A 12,947-nucleotide genomic window follows, 5' to 3' on the forward strand; every position below is an offset into this window, starting at 1 on the left:
GCTCCCTTGTCTGGATGGCGACACTATCGCCGACATGCAGATGGCTGCAATGTTGAATCCTTGGCCAGATGTCGCACCTCTCGAAAATGTCGCGAACCGCGATCAGGGTGCCGGTGACCGGAATTGACCAAGATCGGCAATCAGGCAGAAGTGGGATAGGGTCAAGGTGCCACACTCTTGATTCCCTTGTGTACGGGAGCCGGAATGAAACGCTATTCTGCATTTGCCATTGCTCGCGAGGCCGTTCGCCACCACATCGGCTGGGAGCGGGCATGGCGATCGCCGGAGCCGAAGGCGACTTACGACGTGGTTATAGTCGGTGCTGGTGGTCACGGTTTGGCAACCGCTTATTACCTTGCCAAAAACCATGGTATCCGCCGGGTAGCCGTTCTGGAAAAAGGCTGGCTTGGAGGCGGCAATACGGGCCGCAATACCACTATCATCCGCTCGAACTATTTACAGGACGAAAGTGCCGCGATCTTCGAAAAGTCGCGGGGCTTGTATGAGACACTGAGTCAGGATCTCAATTACAACATTATGTTCAGTCCGCGTGGAGTGTTGATGCTGGCGCAGACGGAACCCGAACTGCGGGCGTGGCAGCGCACGGCACATGCGAACCGGCTGGCCGGGATCGAATCTGAGATGGTGACACCGGACAGGATCAAGCAGATTGTGCCGATCATCAACGTCACTGGGCCACGCTACCCGGTGCTTGGCGGGCTTTGGCAAGCCCGAGGTGGAACCGCCCGACACGATGCCGTTGCCTGGGGATATGCCCGCGCGGCCTCTGACTTAGGCGTCGATATCATCCAGCAGTGCGAAGTAACTGGCATCAAAAGGGATGGGGCGGCCGTCACCGGCGTCGAGACGACCAAAGGCATGATTTCGTGTAAGAAACTTTGCATTGTGGTGGCAGGATCGTCCGGAGTACTTGCGGAGATGGTCGGCTTTCGGCTGCCGGTGGAGAGCGTCGCGTTGCAGGCCTTGGTTTCCGAGCCGATCAAGCCTTGCATGGACTGCGTCGTCATGGCCAATACCGTCCACGGATACATGAGCCAGTCCGACAAGGGCGAATTGGTGATCGGTGGTGGTGCGGACGGCTTCAACAACTACACTCAGCGCGGCTCGTTCCAGCATATCGAGGAGACGGTGCGAGCGCTGATCGAAACCTTCCCGATGATTTCCCGACTGAAAATGCTGCGTCAGTGGGGGGGCATCGTCGACATGACTGGCGACCGTTCGCCAATAATCTCAAGTACTCCGGTGAAAAACGTCTTTATTAATTGCGGCTGGGGTACGGGCGGCTTCAAGGCAATCCCGGGGTCTGGGTGGGCAACGGCTGAGATGGTGGCTGACGGCGCACCACGTGCTCTGGCATCGTCCTTCAGTCTCGATCGCTTCCGCGAAGGCCGGATGATCGACGAGAGTGTCGCGGCGGCGGTGGCACACTGATGCTGATTGAGTCCGCGACGCACAAAAAAAACGCGGCCTCATGGGCCGCGCTTACGGTGGTGTTCTCTGCGGTATGGCGCGGGTTACTTGTTGCGCCCGAAATCGTACTCGACATGTTTACGGTATCTCGGATGCGGTGCCGGCTTGGAGATCCGGTAGAGCGCGAACGCAAGAATTGCGAGGAGACCGTAGAGAGTGACACTTGTCAGCAGCGGCGAGGCTTCCACACCCATCGGGGCATAGAAAAATTCAGCAATGAATTCCTTGCTGGCTTCCGAAGCGGCGAGCAGGTCTTCTTTGATGGTTTCTGTACTCATGTCTTCGCCCCCACGAAGTTGCATCGTTACTGGGTTTCAAGTGCTGATGACCATAGCATGGCAGGAAGCCTTGGTGAACACTGTGTAAAAAGTAACAGCCGCGGCGCACTCGCTTGGAATCGTATGCCGATCACAAACCGCACGCAGATCAATCAAAGGTTGTTCGCTCAAGTAATTGATTACATTAAACAAAAATGTCTTGCGCCTGTCATTTTTGCGCCAAATTTGTCTTGCTGGAACGATAAGCCGCGTTTGTCTCCTGTGAGCAACCGACTTCCAACTTTCAATAATCATAGGCTTCCAACGATGGGAATTCGCACCGAATCATCTGTCCGATTGGCCGACTTTGCTGGCCTGTCTTCAAAACCGGAAATCTTTCCATGCTGATACTTTCATGCCCTTGCTGCGGAGTTCGCGGTGAAGAAACCGAGTTTTCGCCCGGTGGTGAAGCCCATCTGCGCCGCGCGGGTCCAGAAACTGACGATGCAGTTTTCTCTGAATATTTGTTCCAGCGTCGCAACCCGCGCGGAGTTCATTTCGAGCGCTGGCGTCATTCATTCGGCTGTGGCAAGTGGTTTCATGCTGCGCGATGCACAAAGACATTGGAAGTGTTCGGCACTTATTCGGCGCAAGTCAGCGAAATTCCCGAAGACATCATCGCCGCCATCCGTGCCCGGCGGCCTGACTGGGAGATCAATCAATGACAACGCGGTTGGGGCAGGGTGGTGCACTCATAGATCGAACAAAACAAGTTGAATTCATTTTCAACAATGTTCGGATGAGAGCGTTCGAGGGGGATACGCTCGCCTCAGCGCTTCTTGCAAATGGTCAGCGTTTCATCGGGCGATCGTTCAAGTACCATCGGCCCAGAGGGATCGTTGCAGCCGGTGCAGAGGAACCGAATGCGCTGTTCACCATTGGTGAGGGAAAGACGCTGGAGCCGAACCAAAGGGCGACGACAACGGAGGTATTCGATGGGTTGACCGCCTGTAGCCAGAACCACTGGCCGACGCTGAAGTTCGATGTCGGCGCGATCAACAGCCGCCTCTCCCGTTTCTTCCCAGCAGGTTTCTACTACAAGACGTTCATCCGCCCCAGGGCGGCCTGGAAGCATGTTTTCGAGCCGATCATCCGCCAGTCCGCCGGTCTGGGCAAACCGCCGAAGGACGCGGATGCTGACCGCTACGAGTATTTTTATGCCTATGTCGATGTATTGATCATCGGCGGCGGTATCGCCGGAATTGCAGCGGCAAGAACGGCAGCGGCTTCCGGAGCGCGGGTGCTGTTGTGTGAGCAAGGCGCGACGTTCGGTGGCCGGGCATTGGTGGACGACGTCGAGATCGATGGCAAGCCAGGTGCGGACTGGGTGGCGCAGGAACTGGAAACGTTAACCGCGCTCGAGAACGTAACGGTGCGCAACCGGATGATGGGGGCAGGCGTATACGATCACGGGTACGCGCTGGCGTACGAACAGCTGGACGACCACCTTGCGTCGAGCGACGGTCCGCGGCACAGGCTCTGGCGCATAAGGGCGCGTCGGATCATCACTGCCACAGGTGCAATCGAGCGGCCGCTGTCGTTTGCCGGAAACGATGTACCGGGCGTGATGCTGGCATCTGCGGTGCGTGACTATGTTAGGCTTTATGGCGTTTCCCCAGGCGACCGGACTGTTGTTGTCACCAACAACGATGACGGCTACCGCACGGCTCTTGCTCTGCATACCGCCGGATTGATGGTGCCCGTGATCCTCGATGCCAGGCAATCTGCGAATGGAGTCCTACCGCAAACTGCGCGCGCCGCTGGGCTGAAAGTTGAAACCGGGCGCGGCATTGCTGCGGTTAAGGGGCGGACGGGTGTCGAAGCTGTCGATATTTGCGTCCAAGCCGGCGAAGGAAGCATCATTGACACGATCGAATGCGATTGCGTCGCTATGTCGGGCGGTTGGTCTCCGGTAGTGCACCTGTGGTCGCATTGCGGTGGGAAACTGGTCTGGAACGAGGAAGAGGCCCATTTTCTTCCCGATCCTGCGCATCCACCGATTGGCGATGATGGCGAGGTATCCGTATTGGCCGCCGGGGCGGCCGCGGGAGCATTGCGCGACGATTGTCTCGAGAATGCAATAGCGGCCGCACACTCGGCCGCACGGTCTTCGGGCTATGCGGCTGTTGATGTGCCCAAACCTCAGTTACGCGTCCCGGCAGAAGATCCGATGGCACCGGTCTGGGTCATGCCGCAGGGCGCGAAGGCGACGCTTAGGGCCAAGGCGTTCCTGGATTTCCAGAACGACGTGAAAGTCGCGGACGTGGAACTCGCCGCCCGTGAGGGTTTCGAAAGCGTGGAGCATGCTAAACGTTACACCACATTGGGGATGGCAACGGACCAGGGGAAACTCAGCAACATCAATGGTCTGGCTGTTCTTTCTGGAGCTTTGAATTCGCCAATTCCTCAGGTTGGGACAACAACCTTCCGCCCGCCCTACACCCCGATCTCGATGGGCTCAATCGCCGGGGAGGCGAGAGGTGCGCTGTTCAAACCATTGCGTAAGACGCCGATCGACAGATGGCACGACTCCAATGGTGCAAGTTGGGAACCGGTCGCGGAATGGCGCCGCCCGTTCACCTATCTGCGAGATGGCGAAACCCGCGATGATGCTGTGAAACGGGAGATCCTGAACACGCGCACTGCGGTCGGTCTGCTGGATGCGTCTACTCTTGGAAAGATCCTTGTAAAGGGGCCGGATGCCGGTCGGTTTCTCGACCTGATCTATACCAACATGATGAGCAGCCTGAAGCGGGGTTCCTGCCGTTATGGGCTGATGTGCACTGAGAATGGGTTTCTCTTCGATGACGGCGTCGTCGCCCGTTTGAGTGAAGACAGTTTTCTGCTGCACACCACATCTGGGGGCTCGGACAGGGTTCATGCGTGGTTGGAGGAGTGGCTCCAAACGGAGTGGTGGGACCTGAAAGTCCATACCGCGAATCTGACGGAGCAATATGCCCAGATCGCCGTGGTCGGCCCAAAGGCGCGGACGGTTCTCGAAACACTCGGTGGTATGGACCTCTCGGCAGAGAACCTGCCATTCATGAAATGGGCGGATGGCCAGCTTGCGGGCATCGCCGCCCGTGTGTTTCGCATCTCGTTCTCTGGTGAATTGTCCTATGAGGTGGCTGTGCCAGCGGGGCAGGGGATGGCATTCTGGGATGCTTGCCTGACAGCAGGCGAAGCTCATGGCATCATGCCCTATGGCACCGAGGCGCTGCACGTGATGCGCGCTGAAAAGGGGTTCGTGATGATCGGAGACGAGACGGATGGTACAGTAACGCCTCAGGATCTGAATCTTGGTTGGGCGGTGTCTAAAAAGAAAGCGGATTTTATCGGCAAGCGGGCTCAGATGCGCAGTGATTTTCAGAGGCCGGGCCGAAAACAACTTGTGGGGTTGGAGACGCTGGAACCACAAACCGTGCTGCCAGATGGTGCCCATGCGGTCGAGCCGGGAAAGAATGCTTATGGCCAGGCCCGGACCATTGGTCATGTCACCTCGACTTACTATTCGCCAACCCTAGAGCGTTCCATTGCCATGGCTCTGATCAAGGGGGGCTCCGACCGGATGGGTGAAGTGCTCGACTTCCCGGTGGAAGGGGACAGGGTGATCAAGGCACGGGTTGTTGATCCGGTTTTCCTCGACAAGGAAGGGGAGCGGCAGAATGTCTGAAATCGTGCATGTCGAAAAGCTGGGCCGCCGTGGAATGATTTCTATGAAGGGAGATCTGGCGGAAAAGCTGGTCGCCGCTGTTGCCGAGGCGGCGACAGGAATGGCGTTGCCCGGGCCGCGAGAGATTATGCTGGAGGATGGAAGGGGCTTGGCATGGATGGCCCCGGATGAGTTGCTACTGCTGTTTCCAGAAGAAGAGGTGGAGCAAGCACTGACCAAAATGGAATCCAGTGCGGGAGATCAGCACATCCTGATTGCAGAGGTTTCAGATGCCAGGACCATTTTCGCAGTCGAAGGCGCCCGTGCCCGGGAAGTACTTGCTAAACTTGCGCCGGTAGATCTATCGCCTGAAGCCTTTGGGCAAAGGCAAATCCGGCGGACGCGGCTGGCGCAGGTGGCGGCAGCTTTCTGGCTCGTCTCTGAGACCCGTTTCGAAGTTGTCTGTTTCCGCTCTGTCGAGGATTACGTGGAGGGCCTGCTACGCTTGAGCGCGGCACCCGGAACAGTGCCGGAGTTCTTTTAAATCAGGCGGTCTTGCCGCTTAGTATCCGCCAGCTGCGCCCTGGCCGCGTTGCTACCCTGTTGGTGCGTCCATCCTGAGGGCGCCCGGCGAGCGTGGCCACGACGTCGGTGATGACTTCCTTGCGCAATCGATAGTACTGATGTCTTCCATGGTCCGGTGCTGTGTCACTGACATCCCGGCAATCGATCGCCATCACGCGTTCGTCCAGCAGATCCAGGTTTTCCGGGCCATGCGCGCCCAGCCGGTTTGGGTTGCCCTTGGTGCTGTCGCTGATCTGCAAGGCCCGGTCGTCGCGGGCATGGTAGACGTGGATATAGTTTGCGAGGCGCAGGAGCTTTGCCATCTTGTGTTCGTCGCGCAATGTATCCGCGTCATCGTCAGCTGCCATCAGGAAACAATGATCGACAATTCGTGGTACGCGGCCTTCGTTGATCTCCGCGAACCGGTTGATGGCGTGGCGCAGAGCCCAGTTTCCCATTGAGTGCGCAACGATGTGGATCGAGCGGTTGCACTGTTGAAGTTCGTCATCGGTCGGAACCCTACCTTCACGCTGCGCGTCGATCATGGTCTGTCGATCTTCGGCCCGAAGTTTTTGAAGAAAATCAACAAGCTTGGCAAGTACGCGCGCCATTGCCACGCCTGAAAGCGAAGCGTCGTCTCTGTCCGAATGATAATTGTAGCTGCCAAAGACCTTCCCGTTGGATGGCCAGGAAAAGGCGACGACGACGGCTGATTTTCCTCCTTCACCATAGAGGTGCTCCAATGCGGCGGTGCGTTTTGCCGTATTGACGAAATCGTTGGCAAAGCCGTGCAGGTAGATGATGACATCCTTTTGCTTTTCCTTGAGGATTTCGCGAAGGTCCGCAAACATCGCAGCGGAGCCGAGCTTGGCGCCTTCTTTCCGGCGTGAATCCAGAACCTCCGGATAGAGTTCCGTATGGCCCACTTCCCAAGCATTATCGTCCAGCGGGTCGCCAGTCAGTTTGACATCGGTTTTGCCGAGCCTGAACAATTGAGGACCGGCTTCGTTGAAGCGTGTTCCGAAATTGTTCGAGTTTTTCGATGTTTCGTACTTTACGTCCCGGTTCGTCGCGAAGAAAATTTGTACCATATTGTACCCCCATCAAGTTGTCTTCAGGCTACAGCAAAGGTTGAAATTGATGAATAGTGGAAGTGTGATCTTTGTTACGCCGGCAGGAACTATTACTCTGATTCTGCCGGCCATTATCTTTCTTGGTATTGTTTTCTTGGGAGGTGCTCCTTCGGAATGGGCGCGAGGTGCCCTAACCTGCTGGCTTGCTCTTGTGGCTGTTCTGATCGCCGGTATTGGGATCGCAATTCTTGGCTCAATGGTAGGGTTGGCTGTGCTCGTCGCTGCCATGATCGCGCTGGTAGCAGGGCCCGGCGGCGTGACCGCTTTGGCGTTGGCCTCGTTTACCTTGTTTGGCCTGCTGGCTGCCCACCATCTCTTGTCTCCTCTGCCAATCCATTGGTCGCTGCTGCCTTCGCTGACTGCCTGCGGTATCATCTCCACGCTCAAATCCGTCTGGACATGAAGCATCTTCCCGCGGTTTCGCTTGACGAACTTGGGTGGTTGGGTCAATTTTTTGAAATGTTTGTTCCGGGAGAAAAGTAATGAGATCAGTACTTGGTGCGATCGTATTGGCTGGTATGGCGAGTAACGTTGTGGCGGCGGATATCAACATCTGTGTCGAAGGGGCCTATCCGCCGTTTTCGTATACGACCGAGAGTGGTGATGTCGAAGGGTTCGATATCGACATTGCCAATGCACTTTGCGACGCAATGGGCAAATCTTGCGAGATGGTGAAAACCGATTGGGACGGCATCATCCCAGCGTTGCTGGAGCGTAAGTGCGATGCCATTGTCGCCTCAATGTCCATCACCGAGGAACGCAAAAAAGTCATTGATTTTTCTAACAAATATTACAACACGCCTGCGAAGTTCACGGGGCCCGAGGGGATGACCCTTGAGGAACTGGATGGCAAGACCGTGGGTGTGCAGCGTGGCACGATCCATCAAGAGTTCATGGAGGGGGAATTCCCCGAGATTGACCTGAAACTCTACGGAACGCAGGATGAAGTCTTCCTCGATCTTTCTTCTGGCCGGATCGACGCACTGATGGCGGACAGCATCGCGACGCTTGACGGCTTTCTGAACACGGACGCGGGTGCCGGTTTCTCCTTTTTCGGCCCCAACTATTCCATCCCGAAATATCATGGCGTCGGGCCGGGTATCGGTGTGCGTCAGGGAGAAGAAGACCTTCGCAACGCGTTCTCGCACGCTATCGGCGTTATCCGAGGTACTGGCGAGTACATGAAAATAAACGAAAAGTACTTCGACTTTGACATTTACGGCGGCTGATAAAACCGTTGTCATCGGGGTGCGCACGGTCTACAGGTCCGTGCGCACCTGATGGAAAAACTGATCCCTTACATTCCCCTTTTGATGAAGGGCACTTTTGTCACGGTTTCGCTGGCAGTATGTGCGCTGTTCCTGGCCACGCTACTAGGTGCGCTCGGTGCCGTCGGTCGCGTTGCCGGTGGGCGCGTTGGCTCCGGAGCTGTGCTGATCTACACTTCGCTGGTGCGCGGTGTGCCGGAACTCGTGCTGATATTGCTGATCTATTTCGGTGGACAAAGAGCCCTCAACCAGATCGGTGGCACACTTGGATTGGAATACATCGACCTGTCCAAGTTCTGGGCCGGCGTGATCGCCATCGGTTTCATTTATGGGGCTTATCTCGTGGAAACTTTTCGCGGGGCCTATCTGACCATTCCGCGGGGTCAGGGCGAGGCGGCGGCGGCTTTGGGATTGCGGCCATTCGTGGTGTTCCGCCTCGTTATGGTGCCGCAACTTATCCGTTTTGCGCTGCCGGGCTACGCCAATGTCTGGCAGGTTTTGGTCAAGGCCACCGCCGTAGTGTCGATCATAGGTTTGCAGGATCTTGTCGGCCTGGCCAACGATGCCGGTAAGTCAGTTCGGGAACCGTTTACGTTTCTTGCCTTTGCTCTCTTGATTTATCTTTGTATTACATGGGTTTCCACGCAAATATTCGAGTGGTTGACCCGTCGCTACGCCGAGAAGACACATGCGAATTGAGTTGGTGCTGGAAAACTGGCAACTCTTCGCAGAAGGCGTCTGGATGACACTTCAGTTGACTGCGCTGGCACTTGTCTTTGGTCTGTGCATTGCAGTGCCGGCCGGCCTCGCCCGGGCGCGGCGCCTACCTTTCTGGTCACCACTGGTTAACGCTTATGTCTACGTTTTTCGCGGCACGCCGCTGCTGGTGCAGCTTTTTCTGATCTACTACGGCCTTGGCCAGTTCGAATTTGTCCGGGACAGTTATGCGTGGCCGGTATTAAGAGAGGCTTACTGGTCCGCGCTGATCTGTTTCTCCCTGAATTCCGGTGCCTATGTCACCGAAATTGTACGCGGTGCCGTTGAGACGGTACCGAAGGGTGAGCTGGAGGCCTCGGAGGCTCTGGGGATGACGCCACGTCAGACGACCCTGGCGGTACTGCTGCCCTCGGCTATGCGACGCGCACTGCCACAGTATGGCAACGAGGTGGTGTTCATGTTACACGGATCTTCCTTGGCAAGCACCATTCCCTTGATCGACATCCTCGGCGCAGGGCGAACACTCAACTCCCGCTATTACCTTGCTTATGAAGGACTTTTGACAGCGGCCGTGCTGTACATGGCAATAACGCTCTGCGTGGTTTTCATATTTCGAATGCTGGAGGCCAAGTACCTTGCACATTTGCGGGTGACGCGGACCAAGACGAAAAAAATGAAGATTGGGTTGAGATAGATATTCCCTGCCGGCAAACCGGCTTTGCGTTTTTGTGCGGTGCAAAATAACTTCGGCATACCTATTATCTCTGCTGTAACACGAAAAGTGGAATGGAGCAGTTATGGCCGATTACAATTATCCCAGCCCGAGTGAGATCGCTCGGATCGAGCGTGAAGCAGAACAGATGCGTGCGGAAGCCATTCGTGATGGTTTCGCGGCAATGGTTCGTGCAATTTCCGGCGGTTTCCGCCGGTTGGGCAACGTTTTCGCGACAAGAAAACACGCCTGATCGCATCGCGACAGACTGAAGCAAAGCCGCCCGTTACAAGGCGGCTTTTGTTTTGCCTGAAGGTTGGGTAGGGAGTGCGGATGACAGATCACCGTCCCGCAATCCGCCTGCTGCCCAAGCAATCACCGATGCCGCTGCGCCATGGCGCGGTCTGGGCCTATGCCGATCAACTGGTACTGGACCGGCGGACCAAGGCGCTGGTGCCGGGCACGATTGTCGATCTGCTGGACGGCGAGAAACGCTACGTCGCGACCGGCGCTTTCAACCCGAGCTCGAAGATTGCCTTTCGGGTGCTGGAGCGCGCAGAGGGCGTGGCGATTGATCGTGAGTGGTTGAAAAACAAGATAAAAAGAGCGCTCGAGTTGCGGGAGCAACTGTATGAAGCGCCTTTCTATCGCTTGATTCATGCCGAGGCGGACGGTCTGCCCGGCGTGGTCGTGGACAGGTTCGGCGCGACGCTGGTTTTGCAGCCGAATGCAGCCTGGGCTGAGACGATGCTGGACGATCTGGCTGGGGCGTTGCGGGACGTGACGGGCGCGACCGGCATCTGGAAGAGCGCATCGGGGCGGGCGCGGGGACTGGAAGGCCTGGACGACGCTTCTACAGCGCTGACGGGCACGGTGCCCGACGTTGTGGATGTGCCGATGAACGGGGCGATCTATCGGGCGGATCTGCGTGGCGGGCAGAAGACCGGTTTGTTCTACGACCAGCGAGAAAACCATGCGTTTGCGGCGCGCCTCGCGGCAAGTGGTTCTGTTCTCGACGTTTTTTCGCATGTCGGTGGCTTTGCTCTGGCATCCTTGGCGGCGGGGGCTAAACGGGCGGTATGTGTCGATGGCTCGGCCGCGGCGTTGACACTGGCGGCGGAGGGCGCGGCGGAGGCCGGGTTTGGTGATCAGTTCAGCACGCGTCAGGGTGATGCCTTTGCGGAAATGGATGCCTTGGCCGAAGAAGCGGCGACGTTCGATACGGTGGTCTGCGATCCACCGGCCTTTGCGCCGGCCAAGAGTGCCGTTGACGCGGGGTTGCGGGCCTATGAGCGGGTGGCGCGCAAGGCGGCGCCACTGGTGCGGTCCGGCGGCTATCTGGTTCTGTGCTCCTGTAGCCATGCCGTTGATTTGAAACGCTTTCGCGAGGTGTCACTGCGCGGCATCAGCAAGGCCGGACGTGCCTGCCAACTGTTGCACACGGGTGCGGCTGGGCCGGACCACCCGGTACATCCGGCCTTGGCAGAGAGTGCCTATCTGAAGGCGATTTTCCTGAGACTTTCATGAGCCGGGTGCTGCTGGATGCCTGTGTTCTTTATCCGACGGTGTTGCGAGAAATTCTGATGGGGGCGGCGGATCGGGGGTTCTTTACACCCGTATGGTCGGCGCGGATTCTGGAAGAATGGGCGCGGGCGGCGGCGCGGCTGGGGGCGAATGGCGAGGCCGTGGCTCGGGGGGAGATCGCGTTGCTGCGGGCAGTACACCCTGAGGCGGAAGTCACATACAGCTTTGATCTGCAACGGGAAATCGAGTTGCCAGATGCGGACGATGCCCATGTTCTGGCGGCGGCTGTGGCCGGAGGCGCGGATGAGTTGCTGACGTTCAACTTGCGAGACTTCCCCGGCCGGGTATTGGCGGGCTATGGCATCCTGCCGCGTGGGCCGGATGAATTCCTGCTGGAACTGTTCCACAATGAGGCTGGATTTATCGAGGTTTTGGAGGCGGTTAGGGTGCGAACCGAAAAGATTTCGGGGCGCGAACAGCCGATGCGGGCGCTGTTGAAGCGGTTGCGCCTGCCAAGGCTGGGCAAGGCCGTCGGCTGACGGGCCGAAACTAGTTTTTAGGTAGTGGTGTCAATGGGTTGGAGCCCCAACGGGAGGCGAGACGCTCTATCGCGGCGATCCGTTCCTGCGGTTTGGGATGGCTGAGCATCCAAGCGGGCATGCCACCTGCCGGAGCCATTTTTTCCAGCTTTCTGAATAGGTTGATCTGAGGTCTTACGCCAATTCCGGCGCGGGTGAGCAGGGCGGCGGCGTAGGCGTCGGCCTCGTATTCATCCTGGCGGGAGAGGCGGCTGCCCAGCAATTTTGCAATGAAATCAGCGATATGGGCGCCGATAACTGGGATGAAACGGGCGAGCAGCAGGGTGAGGATGACGCGGATCACGTTCTGGCCGGAAAAATCTATCATCCGGCGCCTCGAATGGCCGAGAGCGACATGGCCGAGTTCGTGGGCGATGACGGAGGCGACCTCCTCCTCGCTGATCTCTCCGAGCTTCATCTTGTCGAGAAAACCACGGGTGACGAAGATGCGCCCGTCGGGGGCAGCGAGGCCGTTTATGATAGGAATTTCATAGACATGCACGTTGAGGTCCGGCAGATCCAGTGCCTTGGCCATGCGTTTCGCAAGGGCACGCAAACGCGGCTCGTCGAGCGGGGTCGACTGGGCGTCGAGCTGACGTTTCAGACGCCACGAGGACATCTGGTACATGACCACGGCCGTCAGGATGGCAAGGAGGATCGGGGTGAGTCGCAGCATCTCTCTGTCAAATATGGGTTTGGTATGGGTTAGGTAGTGTTTTGGTATGGCAAAAAACAGCGGGAAGGCGACTTACGGCGGAGAAAATGCGAGTTCGGGCGTTGCCGATCCTTTTTCGGACCGAACGGTCAAGGATTTCCCGGTGCGCTGCACATATGCAGAAGTGTCATAGCTCTGTCGGCGTCATTTATCCGCCGAAACCTGCCGCCCGGCGAGATTTCTGTCGCCGTCAGGAATTTGATCGCATAATTGTTCGGACAAGCGCCCGCAAAGAGCGTGATCGCCTGTCGAGAGTGTTCCCGTTCCCCGAATTCC

The 12,947-nt window shown here is 57.5% G+C and carries 14 protein-coding genes; 11 read left to right on the forward strand and 3 right to left on the reverse strand.

The genetic code is table 11. From position 1 onward, the window contains the following. Window positions 1-204: 204 nt before the first annotated feature. Window positions 205-1,452: a sarcosine oxidase subunit beta family protein gene (locus GO499_RS04280; protein ID WP_161861025.1), complete on the forward strand. Its 1,248-nt coding sequence runs from the start codon at window positions 205-207 to the stop codon at window positions 1,450-1,452. 83 nt (window positions 1,453-1,535) lie between these two features. On the opposite strand, the gene GO499_RS04285 is transcribed toward GO499_RS04280, so the two are convergent. Beyond that, window positions 1,536-1,769, reverse strand: a complete 234-nt coding sequence (locus tag GO499_RS04285) for a hypothetical protein (protein ID WP_161861026.1) — start codon at window positions 1,767-1,769, stop codon at window positions 1,536-1,538. Between the two features lie 380 nt (window positions 1,770-2,149). Here GO499_RS04285 and GO499_RS04290 point away from each other — a divergent pair, with 380 nt between their 5' ends. The 3 genes from GO499_RS04290 to GO499_RS04300 are packed head-to-tail and all read left to right on the forward strand — an operon-like array spanning window position 2,150 to window position 6,004. Next, window positions 2,150-2,473, forward strand: coding sequence for a sarcosine oxidase subunit delta (locus GO499_RS04290; RefSeq protein ID WP_161861027.1), 324 nt, complete (start codon window positions 2,150-2,152; stop codon window positions 2,471-2,473). Then, window positions 2,470-5,481, forward strand: a complete 3,012-nt coding sequence (locus tag GO499_RS04295; protein ID WP_161861028.1) for a sarcosine oxidase subunit alpha family protein — start codon at window positions 2,470-2,472, stop codon at window positions 5,479-5,481. The genes GO499_RS04290 and GO499_RS04295 overlap by 4 nt, the downstream gene beginning before the upstream one ends. Next, the gene (locus GO499_RS04300) at window positions 5,474-6,004 is read left to right on the forward strand and encodes a sarcosine oxidase subunit gamma (protein WP_161861029.1); all 531 of its coding nucleotides are present in this window, start codon (window positions 5,474-5,476) and stop codon (window positions 6,002-6,004) included. Before GO499_RS04295 ends, GO499_RS04300 begins: the two co-directional genes overlap by 8 nt. 1 nt (window position 6,005) lies before the next feature. Here GO499_RS04300 and GO499_RS04305 read toward each other — a convergent pair whose 3' ends face one another. Then, window positions 6,006-7,115, reverse strand: a complete 1,110-nt coding sequence (locus GO499_RS04305) for an alpha/beta hydrolase (RefSeq protein WP_161861030.1) — start codon at window positions 7,113-7,115, stop codon at window positions 6,006-6,008. Window positions 7,116-7,155: 40 nt separating this feature from the next. On the opposite strand from GO499_RS04305, the gene GO499_RS04310 reads away from it, so the two are divergent. The 7 genes from GO499_RS04310 (at window position 7,156) to GO499_RS04340 (ending at window position 11,917) form a co-directional block, all read left to right on the forward strand. Continuing rightward, window positions 7,156-7,560: a hypothetical protein gene (locus tag GO499_RS04310; RefSeq protein ID WP_284154893.1), complete on the forward strand. Its 405-nt coding sequence runs from the start codon at window positions 7,156-7,158 to the stop codon at window positions 7,558-7,560. Window positions 7,561-7,639: 79 nt separating this feature from the next. Then, window positions 7,640-8,386, forward strand: coding sequence for a transporter substrate-binding domain-containing protein (locus GO499_RS04315; RefSeq protein WP_161861032.1), 747 nt, complete (start codon window positions 7,640-7,642; stop codon window positions 8,384-8,386). A 51-nt stretch (window positions 8,387-8,437) separates the two neighbouring features. Next, window positions 8,438-9,124: an ABC transporter permease gene (locus GO499_RS04320; protein ID WP_161861033.1), complete on the forward strand. Its 687-nt coding sequence runs from the start codon at window positions 8,438-8,440 to the stop codon at window positions 9,122-9,124. Then, window positions 9,114-9,836, forward strand: a complete 723-nt coding sequence (locus GO499_RS04325; protein WP_161861034.1) for an ABC transporter permease — start codon at window positions 9,114-9,116, stop codon at window positions 9,834-9,836. Before GO499_RS04320 ends, GO499_RS04325 begins: the two co-directional genes overlap by 11 nt. Before the next feature lie 103 nt (window positions 9,837-9,939). Continuing rightward, complete coding sequence (locus GO499_RS04330; protein ID WP_161861035.1) at window positions 9,940-10,107, forward strand: RSP_7527 family protein; 168 nt, start codon at window positions 9,940-9,942, stop codon at window positions 10,105-10,107. An 80-nt stretch (window positions 10,108-10,187) separates the two neighbouring features. Next, the gene (locus GO499_RS04335; RefSeq protein WP_161861036.1) at window positions 10,188-11,381 is read left to right on the forward strand and encodes an RSP_2647 family RNA methyltransferase; all 1,194 of its coding nucleotides are present in this window, start codon (window positions 10,188-10,190) and stop codon (window positions 11,379-11,381) included. Beyond that, entirely contained in the window at window positions 11,378-11,917 is a 540-nt protein-coding gene (locus GO499_RS04340; protein WP_161861037.1) for an RSP_2648 family PIN domain-containing protein, read from the forward strand. The genes GO499_RS04335 and GO499_RS04340 overlap by 4 nt, the downstream gene beginning before the upstream one ends. A 10-nt stretch (window positions 11,918-11,927) precedes the next feature. Here the strand turns inward: GO499_RS04340 and GO499_RS04345 are convergent, their stop codons facing one another. After that, a complete protein-coding gene (locus GO499_RS04345; protein ID WP_161861038.1) occupies window positions 11,928-12,632 on the reverse strand; it encodes a M48 family metalloprotease in 705 nt (234 codons plus the stop codon). Between the last annotated feature and the right edge of the window lie 315 nt (window positions 12,633-12,947).

Origin of the sequence: Algicella marina (genome assembly GCF_009931615.1) — a bacterium.
GTDB lineage: Bacteria > Pseudomonadota > Alphaproteobacteria > Rhodobacterales > Rhodobacteraceae > Algicella > Algicella marina.

What these genes read in the sequence shown, in the direction of transcription:
- GO499_RS04285 (WP_161861026.1), bottom strand. Translation starts at nt 1,769, where the DNA reads ATGAGTACAGAAACCATCAAAGAAGACCTGCTCGCCGCTTCGGAAGCC.
- GO499_RS04295 (WP_161861028.1), top strand. Translation starts at nt 2,470, where the DNA reads ATGACAACGCGGTTGGGGCAGGGTGGTGCACTCATAGATCGAACAAAA.
- GO499_RS04315 (WP_161861032.1), top strand. Translation starts at nt 7,640, where the DNA reads ATGAGATCAGTACTTGGTGCGATCGTATTGGCTGGTATGGCGAGTAAC.
- GO499_RS04305 (WP_161861030.1), bottom strand. Translation starts at nt 7,115, where the DNA reads ATGGTACAAATTTTCTTCGCGACGAACCGGGACGTAAAGTACGAAACA.
- GO499_RS04290 (WP_161861027.1), top strand. Translation starts at nt 2,150, where the DNA reads ATGCTGATACTTTCATGCCCTTGCTGCGGAGTTCGCGGTGAAGAAACC.
- GO499_RS04345 (WP_161861038.1), bottom strand. Translation starts at nt 12,632, where the DNA reads ATGCTGCGACTCACCCCGATCCTCCTTGCCATCCTGACGGCCGTGGTC.
- GO499_RS04330 (WP_161861035.1), top strand. Translation starts at nt 9,940, where the DNA reads ATGGCCGATTACAATTATCCCAGCCCGAGTGAGATCGCTCGGATCGAG.
- GO499_RS04325 (WP_161861034.1), top strand. Translation starts at nt 9,114, where the DNA reads ATGCGAATTGAGTTGGTGCTGGAAAACTGGCAACTCTTCGCAGAAGGC.
- GO499_RS04335 (WP_161861036.1), top strand. Translation starts at nt 10,188, where the DNA reads ATGACAGATCACCGTCCCGCAATCCGCCTGCTGCCCAAGCAATCACCG.
- GO499_RS04340 (WP_161861037.1), top strand. Translation starts at nt 11,378, where the DNA reads ATGAGCCGGGTGCTGCTGGATGCCTGTGTTCTTTATCCGACGGTGTTG.
- GO499_RS04300 (WP_161861029.1), top strand. Translation starts at nt 5,474, where the DNA reads ATGTCTGAAATCGTGCATGTCGAAAAGCTGGGCCGCCGTGGAATGATT.
- GO499_RS04320 (WP_161861033.1), top strand. Translation starts at nt 8,438, where the DNA reads ATGGAAAAACTGATCCCTTACATTCCCCTTTTGATGAAGGGCACTTTT.
- GO499_RS04280 (WP_161861025.1), top strand. Translation starts at nt 205, where the DNA reads ATGAAACGCTATTCTGCATTTGCCATTGCTCGCGAGGCCGTTCGCCAC.